Source organism: Sporocytophaga sp. (assembly GCF_017745095.1).
Taxonomy (GTDB): Bacteria; Bacteroidota; Bacteroidia; order Cytophagales; family Cytophagaceae; genus Sporocytophaga.
In genome coordinates this window covers 199,896-213,529 of record NZ_JAGHZZ010000005.1, presented here as the reverse complement: position 1 = coordinate 213,529, position 13,634 = coordinate 199,896, and the positions used below count along the sequence as shown (strand labels likewise).

At 35.7% G+C, this 13,634-nt stretch carries 8 protein-coding genes; 3 read left to right on the top strand and 5 right to left on the bottom strand.

What is annotated here, in order from left to right; genetic code table 11:
- Window positions 1-252: 252 nt before the first annotated feature.
- Window positions 253-2,940, top strand: a complete 2,688-nt coding sequence (locus J7604_RS09745) for a cellulase family glycosylhydrolase (protein WP_293894814.1) — start codon at window positions 253-255, stop codon at window positions 2,938-2,940.
- Window positions 2,941-3,090: 150 nt separating this feature from the next.
- Window positions 3,091-5,100 carry an Ig-like domain-containing protein gene (locus tag J7604_RS09740; RefSeq protein WP_293894811.1) on the top strand — a complete coding sequence of 670 codons (2,010 nt, stop codon included), beginning with the start codon at window positions 3,091-3,093 and terminating at the stop codon, window positions 5,098-5,100.
- Window positions 5,101-5,187: 87 nt separating this feature from the next.
- On the opposite strand, the gene J7604_RS09735 is transcribed toward J7604_RS09740, so the two are convergent.
- The 4 genes from J7604_RS09735 to J7604_RS09720 form a co-directional block, all read right to left on the bottom strand.
- Window positions 5,188-5,730, bottom strand: coding sequence for a 5'(3')-deoxyribonucleotidase (locus J7604_RS09735; RefSeq protein ID WP_293894807.1), 543 nt, complete (start codon window positions 5,728-5,730; stop codon window positions 5,188-5,190).
- 37 nt (window positions 5,731-5,767) lie between these two features.
- Window positions 5,768-6,973, bottom strand: coding sequence for an MFS transporter (locus tag J7604_RS09730; protein ID WP_293894804.1), 1,206 nt, complete (start codon window positions 6,971-6,973; stop codon window positions 5,768-5,770).
- 49 nt (window positions 6,974-7,022) lie between these two features.
- A complete protein-coding gene (locus tag J7604_RS09725) occupies window positions 7,023-7,694 on the bottom strand; it encodes a FadR/GntR family transcriptional regulator (RefSeq protein ID WP_293894801.1) in 672 nt (223 codons plus the stop codon).
- A gap of 286 nt (window positions 7,695-7,980) precedes the next feature.
- Window positions 7,981-9,480, bottom strand: a complete 1,500-nt coding sequence (locus J7604_RS09720; RefSeq protein ID WP_293894798.1) for a carboxypeptidase-like regulatory domain-containing protein — start codon at window positions 9,478-9,480, stop codon at window positions 7,981-7,983.
- Window positions 9,481-9,852: 372 nt separating this feature from the next.
- Here J7604_RS09720 and J7604_RS09715 point away from each other — a divergent pair, with 372 nt between their 5' ends.
- Window positions 9,853-10,335 (top strand): hypothetical protein, encoded by a 483-nt coding sequence (locus tag J7604_RS09715; protein WP_293894795.1) that lies wholly within the window; start codon window positions 9,853-9,855, stop codon window positions 10,333-10,335.
- Between the two features lie 64 nt (window positions 10,336-10,399).
- On the opposite strand, the gene J7604_RS09710 is transcribed toward J7604_RS09715, so the two are convergent.
- Entirely contained in the window at window positions 10,400-13,555 is a 3,156-nt protein-coding gene (locus J7604_RS09710) for a zinc-dependent metalloprotease (protein ID WP_293894792.1), read from the bottom strand.
- Window positions 13,556-13,634: the final 79 nt, after the last annotated feature.

Below are 13,634 nucleotides of genomic sequence, written 5' to 3'. Positions count from 1 at the left end.
AATTTACTACCAAAATATAGTATTGATTTCTAATCCATCCCAATTATTCATTCAAGATTTATTTCTTTAAAAGAGGAATAATTAAAAGAAACTATACCACTTTTATAAATGAGGTGTATAGCTATGATTTTGTGATATTTTAATTCCAAACAATAAAACCACGACCTTCAATTGCATTTTGCCATGTTCACTTAGGATTTTTAATATTTTTATTATCTTTATGCTTCACATACTCAAATCAAACACAGAAAAATGAAAAAAACTCTACTCGTAATGCACATGCTTCTTTTAATAGCAGTGCTTTCCAGAGCTCAGACACCGCTTTCTATGAATGGGAGGTTAAATGTTACTGATGGCAAACTGGTCAATGAATGCGGAACAGCCATACAGCTACGTGGCCTAAGTACTCATGGGGTGATGTTTCACCAGGAATGCTATACTGAATCTTCAGTTAAAGCAATTGCTCAAGATTGGAAGGCTGACCTGCTGAGACTTGCTATTTATACTGAAAATAGTGATGGTGCCACAAAGGGCTTTGCGCAAGCTACTGATAAAGATTTTTATTATCAGTGGATAGACAAAATGGTAAGCCTTACAGAAAAGTATGGAATATATGTAATTATTGACTGGCATATTTTAAAGGATGGAAATCCCGGAACCTATCAATCACAGGCAAAGGCATTTTTCACTTTGATGTCCAGCAAATATAAGGACAAAAAACATGTCATTTATGAAATCTGTAATGAGCCGAATAGTGGGACTTCATGGGATCAGATTAAAAATTATGCTCAGGATATTATTCCTGCAATTAGAAACAATGACCCAAATGCCGTTATTCTTGTAGGAACGCCAGAATGGAGCAGCAGAATAGATCAGGCAAGAAATAGTCCTTTATCAGCAAATTATTCAAAGAATGTAATGTACACTTTGCATTTTTATGCAGGAAGTGGAGCTCATGATCAGTATAAAAACTATTTGAAAGATGCAGTTTCTGCTAAGTTTCCTGTCTTCGTTTCAGAGTGGGGGACTACAGAAGCAAGTGGCGCTGGGAATATAAATTCTGGAAATTCCAGAGACTGGTTATCCTTATTAGAACAAAATAAGATCAGCTGGGCTAACTGGCAGTTTTCAGATAAAACTGAATCATCTTCATTGTTAAAAGAGGGTTCTTGTCTTACAGAATCATGGATTAATTTCAGAACAGATAACTCAGGTAATTCAGGAAAACTTATCTACGATGAACTTAGAAAAACCAAAAATTATACAGCTTGCGGATCTGTAACTATCCCAGTTACTCCTAAACCTGCTGTATGTCCTAATTCAACAGGATCTAATCTTAACATTTATGGATGCCCTATTACCAATACGTTCAACACAAACTATTGCCAGGGATATAATAACAAACAAGCCTATGTAAAAACAGATTTCTCAAGAGATTCTGTTCCATATTTTACTTATTGGAAAAAGCCTTCAGAAGGAAGTAAAGTTTATTCAGCTGTAATTCAGAATGAAAAACTTGTAATCACATCTATAAATGCTGACCCAGACTATTCTACTTTCGGATTTGACTTCGGGAAATTAGATGCTACAAAGCATATACCTATTGATCTTCGCGCCAATGCTGTGCTAAAATTTGATGTTAGCTTCACAAAAACAAATTACTCAGCTAATGACATAGCATTGTATATCGAACTTGTAGATGCTAACGAAAAGAGTATCAATGCCAGTGCTTTAGGATCTTACAATCGTTTTATAGTTCCGGTAGATGGTACAACCAAAACTATCATTGCTGATTTCACAAACGGAGTTAAAAGAACTCCTCCGACAACACCTGGAACGAATAGCAACCCTCAGGAAGATACATATGACAAAACAACTTTTGATTTCTCTAAAGTAACCAAAATCACTATTTGGGTAAATCCAAAAGTAAGCGGAGTATATGCAAGAAATCCGTTTACAGGAACCTGGACCATTGATAACTTCAGCCTTGGATATGATGAAACTAAAGCTGTGACCTGTGAAGAATATGTAGATGTTGATCTTTGTCCGAATGACCCGAACAAAACAAAACCAGGAAAATGCGGTTGTGGCGTACCTGAAACTGGCTGCGATTGTAATGGTGTTGCTGGAGGTACTGCATTTATTGACCTATGTGGTAAATGCGTTGGAGGCAATACCGGTCAAGCAGAATGTGATGGGAATTCTTATTCTGGAACACCATATCCTATTCCAGGAACTATCGAAGCTGAAAACTTTGATAAAGGAGGACAAGGAGTTGCATATAATGATCTAACTACCACGAATGAAGCAGGTGGAAATTACAGACCTAATGAGGCTGTGGACATTGAACTAGCTGGAGGAACTACTAACAACTGGAATATAGGCTATACAGCTACGGGAGAATGGTTAAACTATACTGTAGATGTGAAATATCCTGGAACATATCATGTAAGCTTCAAAGCCGCATCTGAACGTGCTACCGGAAAATGGCATCTGGAACAAAACGGTATAAAAATTCCAAACTCTGATTTCTCTCTAGCTTCAACAGGTGGGTGGCAAACTTACACAACTCTGAAAACTACTCAGCCGATTTCCCTGAAACAAGGAAAACAAGTAATAAGACTTGTTATCGACGGACCTGATGCAAACATTGATAATATGACTTTTGAAGCTTTCGAGGTTATTACTTCAATACCTGTAAAAGCTGAACGCAAAGTAACTGTTTATCCAATGCCTGCAAACGGCTTGATCAATATCAGACAGGAAGCAATGTCCTACAACAAAGTTGTAATGATGGACATGGCAGGAAATGTTGTTAAAACAAAATCTCTTTCTGCCTTAAATGAAGAGCTACCATTGCAAAATGTTTCCCGTGGCATCTACATGCTCGAGCTTACAGGCGCAAATGGTATTGAACATGTTAGAGTTGTAGTCGAATAAACTATATTTTCTTTCCATATTAAAAAGGCTCTCCGAAAATCGGGGGGCTTTTTTAATTTAAGATCCTCCAAACCTTTTTTTTCAACAATTCAGTTTACCAATTTCTTCCCAATTTGTAATGTAGAAGGACCTAAACAGATCTAACAAAATATGAACAGGAAAAACTGCTCCATATGGATTTTAATTAATATTTTATACTTCCAATTTTCAAATGCTCAACCACCTGGCGCTTCAGCCAACTGGAAGCTTGTATTTGAAGATAATTTTGACGGCACAAAGTTGGATCAATCTAAATGGGGGTATAATTATCCTTGGGGGAATACCCATAACCACAGGGCTTATATGACAGACTCAATGGTCACTCTCAAAGATGGAATTCTCAGCTTAAAAGCAATAAATAAAAGACACCCCAACGCACCTGCAGGAACTGATAAATATCCTGATTTTGGTTACCTCAGCTTTGATTATACCAGCGGGGCTATCCATTCAAAAGGAAAATTCGAGACAACTTATGGATATATTGAAGGAAGATTCAAAGCTCCATCTACATCAGGAACATGGCCAGCATTCTGGACATTGAATGCCGATGGAGCTTGGCCTCCGGAAATTGATATTCTGGAAATTCCAGACGATCGCAAAGTCCACCACTACTATTACCACTATGGCCCGGATTGGCAGAATGAGAAATCATTTGGAACTACTCATACCGGACCAGACAAATCACAAGCTTTTCATACTTACGGAGTAGAATGGGGACCAACATATATGAAGTTTTATTTCGATGGACAGCTGCTTAATTCTTATACAAACAGATCAGAGGCTGCACAAGGTAAAAACATGTATATGATTATTAACCTTGCAATAGATGGCTGGGCTCCCACTCCCCTTGCAAATGCTCAATGGCCTGCCTTATTCCAGTGCGATTGGGTAAGAGTATGGAAGGCAAATGAATCTGCAAATTTTGATTTTGAAACAGGCAGCCTTTCTCCATGGGGACCTTGGAATAATGCGACGGTAACCACTGATTGCAAAAGGGCTGGTAATTATGGTGTAAAGCTCTCAGGAAATCCTGTCAGCATTGAAAGGTCAGTTACGCTAGAACCTAATACCAGATATGTATTCGGAGGATATGGAAAAGTAAATACCTCTGGAGAATCAGCAATGTTTGGTGTCAAGAATTATGGCGGAAATCAGATTACCAAAACTATAAGTAGTACTTCGCTTACTAAAGATTCTGTGGTCTTTACTACAGGAAGTTCCAATACCAGTGCAATTGTATTTTGGTATAAACAATCCGGTACAGGAAGCGCTTGTGGAGATGATTTTTTTCTTTACAAATTAAATAATCTTCCTCCGGTTATAACTATCATAGATCCTGAAAACAGCCAGATAATTAATGCTCCCGGATCATTTGTCATTAATGCTAATGCAACAGACCCTGATGGCACTATAACCAAAGTAGAGTTCTATGATGGGTCTTCCCTTTTGGGAACTGATAATGATGTGCCATATAGTTTTTCATTAACCAATGTATCAGCTGGAAACCACACCATTACTGCAAAGGCTTTTGATAATACAGACGCAAGCACAGTTTCCTCTCCCCTTCAAATTAGTGTTAATTCCTTACCAACAATTTCGATTATAGAACCAACAAATAACAGTGTATTCAATGCTCCTGCTTCAATCAATATTAAAACAACAGCAAATGACTCTGATGGCAGTATTGCAAGTATAGAGTTTTATAGTAGAAACAATTTAATAGGCACAATTTCCCAGCCGCCGTATTCAATGCTTTGGACTGAATCTAATGATGGAAAATATGATATTTTTGCCATTGCAAAAGACAACAAAGGCCAAACATCGAAATCTAATACAATATCCGTTTCAATAAGTACTGTGAGCGCCATCCAAGTCTCTGATAATAATAACCAACTGTTCATCTTTCCAAATCCGTTTTCATCTGATTTGAAAATATCAATGGAAAGACCTGAGAAAATTTTAAGTGTAAGATTATTTAATTCAGAAGGAAAAGAAATTTTCTACACCAAAGACATACACGCCAATGAATTGAGCATAGGAAGCGAACTGCTTCCAGGAGTTTATTATTTAAATTTAGTAACAGAAAGCCACTGTTACACAAGAAATATATTCAAAAAGTAAATCTGTTTTAAATGAAAAATTCCCACTTAGTTTTCATTAACTATGAGTGGGAATTTTTTATTTTATATGTATTTAGATTTTATTCAGCTAACGGTTTTGTTCATTTTCAAAATAACCTAGAGCATCATTCCAGTCTTTCAGTCTTACATGATGAGTGACGTGGACATTATGACTTGCTGTAAAAAGTAATGGTTTACCTTTAAAATAATCCAGGTTCTTTATGTGATCATCAATCATATAATCGGTTTTGATAACAGACTTATCTCCACACAACACGATGTTCTTCCAGTTTATAGTGGGAAAATGTTCTGCTAGCCATTCGTATTTTTCACTTAAAGACTGGGGGAATTGCATTGCTGCAGATACTATGAATATTTCATAATTTCCAGAAAGAATTTGTAAGGCTTCTTTTGCTCCCTTCATTACAGGTATAGTGCGAAAAAAGCCTGGAGTAAATAAGTATCTCATGACTGCTGTTTTATCCGGCAAGGCTTCCGTTTCAGGTATTCCGCTCAATGAGTTTCTGTCAACTCTTACTCCATTTTCTTTTTCATACCAATCTATATAATGCGACTCAACGTCAGCAATAACATTGTCCATGTCAATTGCAATGGTTTTCCTGACCTTCATATTGATACTTTCAAAATTAATTTATTATCAAATAGTATTATTTCTTTTCCAGATTAGGCAAAAATGCCGTAATCAATCCAATTAAAGGAAGGAACGAACACAATTGGAAGACATATTCGATACCTGAAATATCTATAAGTTTTCCTAGAATAGCCGAGCCTATTCCTCCCATTGCAAATGCCAGTCCGAAGAACAGGCCAGAGATCATCCCTACCTTACCAGGCATTAATTCTTGTGCATACACAAGAATAGCTGAGAATGCGGAAGACAATATCAATCCGATACAGCTGATCAGTACTGCAGTCCATTGTAGGTTTGCATAAGGTAATAATAACGTAAACGGAGCGACACCAAGTATTGAAATCCAGATTACATATTTACGGCCAATTTTATCTCCAACAGGCCCACCAATCAAAGTGCCAGCAGCAACAGATACAAGGAAGATGAACAAATATACCTGAGCAGTCTGAATCGACACATGAAATTTATTTATCAGATAAAAGGTAAAATAACTGCTCATACTTGCCATGTAGAAGTACTTTGAAAAGATGAGCATAATCAGTATTCCCAAGGAAAATATGACAGTCCATTTTGGCAAAGACCTTACTTCAGCCTCTTTTTTCTGTTTCTTAATTCTGTTAAGGCCATTATTCTTATACCATATTCCTAGGTTAAACAAAACGATAATTGCAACCAAAGCAATAAGAGAAAACCAAATAATCTTGGATTGCCCATAAGGTACTATAATAGAAGCTGCAAGCAAAGGTCCAATCGCACTGCCAGCATTTCCACCCACCTGAAACAGAGACTGAGCGAAGCCCCTCTTACCTCCTGATGCCATATAAGCTAGCCTTGAAGCTTCCGGGTGAAATATGGCAGAACCAACTCCCACAAGACCTACAGAAACCAAGATCATAGGATAAGTGGAAGAAAGAGATAATAAAATAAGACCTATAAGAGTAAATCCCATTCCAATAGCGAGTGAATTGGGTTTAGGATTAAGATCCGTGTAATAGCCTACAAATGGCTGCAATACGGATGATGTAAGCTGAAATGTAAGCGTAATAAGACCCAGTTGAGCAAAACTAAGATGAAGGGAGTTTTTCACAAGAGGATAAATAGAGGGAATCAGAGATTGAATGGTATCATTTAACATGTGGGAAAAACTTATTCCTAACAAAATCACCATAACAGTGCTTTGCATAGCTTCTTTGGAAGCAACTAAATCCTCGGAATTTTTCATAATTCAATTTTGATTAATCAGATCATCTGATGTTTAAGGTTAAAAATTTTTATTTGCACTGATTGGTAATATAAGCTGCCCAGTACCAGGCCTTTTGAGAATCTTTATCAATAATTGACTGAAGAAGAGCTTCATGCATTGACTGAGTTTCGAGGAACGATTCTGTATTTACATAAGATTCCTGAAAAGACTTTTTCATCTCAGTGGTAAATGTCTTGTATAAATCAGCCAGAATATCGTTTTGACTAGCTTCTGCAATACTGATATGAAAGTTAATATCAGTTTCAATACACTTTTCTGTATTGTTAGCAAAAGCCGCTCCCTTTCTTAGATCCAGGAAGTATTTCATTTTTTCAATATCCTTATCAGAACGAAACATTGCTGCTTTTTCAGCAATTTTCAACTCAAGCAACTGACGAACCTCATTCAGGTCGTTTCCATTTTCTCTTTGAAGCCTCTTTGATAAAGGCTCTGCAATAACAGGATGACTTTCTACAAATGTACCTGCCCCCTGTTGCACTCTCACCATTCCTGTATTCGCTAATATCCGTATTGCCTCTCTGATTGTAGACCTGCCTACACCAAAAAGCTGCATCAACTCAGGTTCTGAAGGCAATTTTTGCCCTTCCGTATATTCACCGGAACTGATTTTTTGCTTCAGAAGATTTACAACTTCCTCTGCAAGGTTTTGGCGTTTTATTGGTGTAGGAATACTCATCATATCATCAGATGACTACAAATTTAAAATAATATCTTAAAAAGGAAAATTAATTTAAATTTATTTCGGCTAACAAAGTTTAGCAAACCAAATTATAAAACTGACTATTATTAAAACAGCCAATAATCCCACCCAACCCATTCCAATCCTGACTTAGAATTTCTCTAAATTTATATCTCCTTAAAAACAAAAATCTGAAACATGCTCCGATAATACGAAACAGTCCATAAACAAATTCACTAAAAATTGTCTCACTGATAAGCTCAAAAAACTCCATCTTTCAATCTTGTCATTTATTTTGATACTTCTTCAATTCTGAAGATGGAACCAGAATAGTCCTGCTCTTCCACATTTCAGAATTATAGGCATATTCCTTTTTAAACTTCATGGTAGCAGGTTGTAATATTCGATTGTATGCTGACTCATCAATATCCTCCGCATCCATTACAAGTAGTTCCCATTTGCTTTCGGAGTTAAAAGACAATTCCACATCCAGTTTCATTTCACTTAATTCTTTGTCTATGAAAAATCTTTTTTCCTTTTTAGTAATCGAAAAGCTCCTGTCAATAGATGCAAATTCGTTTTGTTTTACACTGATAAATTTGGGGAAATAAGCAGTTTTACCTTTTTGAAAAATAATATGAGCCTCTTTAAAATTCATAGAGTGCCCTACTCCAAGTAATTTAAAATTTTCACTTTTCTTACCTTTTGCAAAAGCAAAATCCAACTTTAATACCGCAAATGAAGAAGTTGAAATATACATTGTTCCTTCAAATAGCCCTTGTTTTTGGGGGAGAAAATGAATTTTGTACACAGGCTCATCATCGACAATGGTTATGTCATCCATTGTATAATTATACTTTCTAGTATTATTTATAAATTCCCAGTTTTTACTTTCGGCTAGGGTATATTCCTTCAGCAGGTATATAATTTCACTTTTTACAAGGTTGGTATTTACAGTATAGTTGAGAGTGTCGTTTTTATTGGTAGTCCAGGTGGGTTCATCAGTCTCTTCGTTATTAAATTTTTTACTTAAGATCCCTGTTCTGATTTTATAATAGATATCTTCATTTTCTCTGCTTTTCTCAATATCGCTGAAAAAGGTATCCAGTTTGTCTTCAAACTCCTTAAGAAGAGATTTCTGAGACCCGTCTTCAAGAGAAATCGCCTTTTCAGGGATCAATTTATAAGTTGTTCCATTTCCATAAAGGTTTACTATTACATCTTCATATTCTACAATCTCCGAAGGAATCTTTTTAAATAGCTCATTAAAGGTAGCTTTGTCCAAACCAACAAAGTCGGACTTTTTCAAAACCAGTTGATTATCTTTGTTAAAAGGTGTTCTTTCATAACTATGAAAAAATAAATGCTTTTTATCAAAAGATGCGCGATGATTCTTATTAAAATTTTCTTTTACTTTTTTTAATATTTCTTCGACTGATAATTTTTGGGCAATTATCTGAATTTCATTAAGAAGGCCTGAGGCTTGAGGCATCAATACTTCACCGGATTTCATTAATCCCTCCAGCCTGATTTTGATGGTTTCATAGCCTATATATGAAAAAACTATAGTATCACCCAGTGTTAGATCTTCAGTATCAAGTATAAACCGCCCTTCGCTGTTGGTGACAGTACCTCGTGATTTACCCTGTACCTCAATATTTGCATAAAGCAGAGGTTCTTTGGTAACAGCATCCAGAACAATACCGGAAACCGATGCCGGGGATGCTCCAAGGTCCATATTAACCAGAAGAATCAATACAAATAAATAAATGATACTTTTATGCATGGAATTTGTCAACCAAGAATTTTTTCTATTAAGTTCGTTTAAGTTAAAATGTTGTTACTATAAAAATCAATTAGCAATATTTAAATAAAGTAGTTCAATTTAGCCTTGTTTATTTATAACGTTTCAAAGTGCTCAGGAAGCTTTTTTGATACATTTTTACTTTTATTTTTTTAATGATCAAACAATTAGAATTGTTGCAAGTATTAAATTTTGAAAATTATTAACTGAATTACTTCATCATAAATTTATTTAATTTAATCTAAAACATAGTACTGATCCAAGAAGATCTAAAATTTTTTTTAGATTCTTGCGGATTTAGATTCTTTTTTTCAACTTTTTTTTTCTAAATTTCGTAAATAAACAGTTTGACCCATGAATAATAGACTTGTTAAGCTTTCGGCAGCTTGTACAATTTATTTGTCCACTTTCCTGCACACTCAAGGCTTTTCGCAAGCCACGCAAAATGTGAGTGCAAAGCAAAAAAGCGATTCAACACTTTGCTTTGTAAAACCTAATATTAGAATAACAAAATTTTATTCTAAGGATGAATTAAATAAGCTTCAGAAACTTGACCTGATAGAAATATACAAATCCAGACTTGCTTATCTGATTGAAATTTTACCGTTTCTTTCACTTAACCCGGAACCAGGTTCTTCTTTTCGCGAGATGTCAATACCAGAAACAGAAACAAACATTTCTCACCTCGAAAAAGAAATGAAAAACAAGCAGGATTTTACTAAATCTCTGTTTGAAACACTGGACGACGTGGTACCATACTCAGAGAAAACCAACATCATCTGGTCTATTTTATATTTTGATGAAATGATAAAAAAATCAATGAGTCAAAGTAAGTAATAAATAAAAAGCCTGCATCCTAATAAGTGCAGGCTTTTTATTTACTTTTCAAAATCTTTCACTATCAATCTTTAATAAGCCTGTAGACTTCACTTATACCGCCTGCCTGAACCTTCAGCAAATACATACCTGTTTCTATTTGAGGGATGTATAGTCCCATATCTGACTCATTTATTTTTAATTCAGATAAAAAAACAGTTTCACCCAACAAGTTCTCAAGCTCAAATAATACAGGCTCTCCGGAGATTTTATAATTTAATGTAACAGACAATTTATTTACAAACGGATTAGGGTAAATATTCGAAACCAATCTTTGCTTTTGAAGACTTCTGTCTGCAACCACCAAACCTAGCTGATGCAGACCTCCTTCTTCTGTTTCTTCCATTAGCCTATAATATGCTACTCCTTCAATTGGATTTAAATCCCTATAGTTATAATGTTTCAAGGCTTCTCTGTTCATACCAGCCTTAACTTTTGTCAAAGGAATAAATGTATTTAAATTCTCCGAACGCTCAATTACATAATTGCTTACAGACTTTTCACCTGTAACCTGCCATACCAGTTCGTTATAGTTATCAGCTTTTGCAACATAAAAGTTCAATAAATGAACTGGCAATGCAGTGCAAACAGGATCACACATATCAATATAATTATTCAACCCCTTATCTGCAGCAGCATTGAGTTGAAGAGCATTCCACTGAATAGCACATGCACTTCCGGACAGTTCAGGTTTATCTACAATAGAAATATAAGAAGTAGCAAGAAAACTCGTGCCAGTAACATAAATTTTTCCATCAGGCCCACGCTTCATTGAATTCAAATTTACATTAAAAGGTTTTTCAGTATAATAAGTATCCATCATTTTCTCTTGTGATCCTTGTGTAATATCTATTTGTCCAAGAATAGAAGGCACATTGGATATGAAGTAAAGCTTTGAATTGTCAATTGAAAACTCAATACCTGTAATATGCGGAAAGTCGCCAAGAGATATTGCATTTAAACCTGCGCTACTTGTTAATGGAATATGGATAGCATTTGAAAGAACACCAGTGGAAATATCAAAATCCATTAGATCAATATTACCTTTTCCAGCCATACCTGAGGCGATTTTTTTACCACTTGGTGCAATACGAAGACCTGACCATGCAGCTGTGTTAACTTCTCCGAGAGTGGAAATTACTGGCGATTGAAGACCTGTTGCTGTAAGCAGGTAGGAATAATAACTATTGGTATATCTTTTATTTGTAATAATCCAGATTTCCTTTTTGTTTGAATGATACGCAGCTGTAATAGCATATCCATTGTCATTATTAATGTACTGGTTCTTCAATACAACATTTCCTTTACCTCCATCTTTGGTTATATCTACCAATGAGTAACTAAAGTTATCTGTATTATAAGCATCAACGCTAAAAATATAGTACTGATCACAATTACCTGGATCTTGTGTGATTAATACTGAATGTTGCACATAGTCTCCTCCGCTAAGGTTTGTGCCATCCGGCATAAGCTGATGATCTTTATTCCATACACTTTTTCCGTCTGTATAAAATAAGATTTTCCCATTCAGGTCCGAATAAGATGCCATTCCTCTTTCCCGTGAAAATGTTGCCCCATCAGCCAGTAGTAAAGGTGGGGAAGAATTAAATGTAAGTCCTGTGTGCTCTCCAAAATACCAGTTATTACCATTCTTAGAATTAGAGCAAGGAGGATTGTTCAAAAATTTAATTTCAGAAGAATCGGTGCAGATTCCATTAGAGACAATAAGTTGAAAAGAATAACTTTCATCAGCTAAAGGAAACAAAGGAGGTGTGGAATTAATACTAAACTCCTTTCCATCTGCCATCCATCTGTAGGTAGTTGCACTAACAGATGTACTTGTAAAAGAAACCATGTCACCTCCAGCTGAATATATTTTATCCATTGTAAATGCTGCTTTTGCCGGACAAGTTACCGTTATACTTTTAACTACTTCTTTAACACAGCCTGGATAGCTATTGCCAGAGATCAGTTTGATTTTATAAATCCCCTGTTTATTAAAGATCTTATTAAAATGAGTATTTGCAGATTCTGATTTTCCGTTAATGAGCCACTCATAAGTGGTAGCACCTGTTGTTGTATTGGTAAAATGTATTTCTGTTCCCGCAACCACATCCGCATCTGAAATATCAAATGATGCACTGACAACCTGTGGACAAGGCATACATCCGAGTGAATTAATAAGGCTAGCTCTCGGACCTTCCAATGTTTCTCTCATTCTTTTCTTCTGGCCTTCTGTAAATGCATTCTGACAAGTGATATAAGAATAGTCCATATAGTTACTAATCATATCCGGCTGATCTCCAAGTCCTCCTTGAGCAATAGGTCTGAAGGGATTTAGTACCGAAAGATCTACATCATCTGTCAGACAGGTATTGGGAGGCGCAGTGCATGAAGCGACAGAATTGTCTTGAGAATTATCAGGAGGTGTATCGCAGACAAGATCACCACTAGTTTCGCAGTTACCATTATTACAACCATCCTGAAAGGTATGGTAAAGATTAAAATAATGACCGACTTCATGAATGTGTACTTTGGAGTAGTCTTGTGAAGCTCCAAACCATCTGGCTTCCACAGCGACACCATCTTCTTTGTCACCATGTAATGCCGCAAACGTAGCATATCCTGCCACATCAAAAGAGAGTGAGGACGAGATTTCTTTAACAAGCCAAAAGTTCAGGTATTGAGTACCATCCCAATAAGACAAAGCTTTCAGAGCATCGTCATTATCCATGTTTAAATCTGTAAAAGGTGACTGAATGCGGTTAATACCTGTGGTAAAATTTCCATCAGGATCACGTACTGCAAGGCAAAATTCAATTTTTATATCTGCACCATTGGCAGGATCATAATAACCAATATTTCTGAACGCATCATTTAAATCTTTGATACCCTGAATAACCTGACTATCATTAATGTTCTCAGATCCATTGTTATGAATTATATGAACAACGACAGGAACAGTGTAGACAAGCTCTAAGGCACCTCTCTTATGCTTTACAGATCTCATATGTTCCTCTGCAAGCTTTTGTTTATAAATGTATGAAGAATCCTTCTTTTTAAGTTCATTCAAATAGTCAGAAGCGCAGTAATGAGTGCTTTTCAGAGATTGACCATACGAGTATACTTGAATACAGAAAGGCAATAGAAAAAGAGCAATGAATCTGAAAAAATAATTCATGAATAAATAAGCTGTTTAAAATCATTTAGAATATCTGCTGCAAATTACAGATACCCTGAAACGATTTCAACCTTATTTA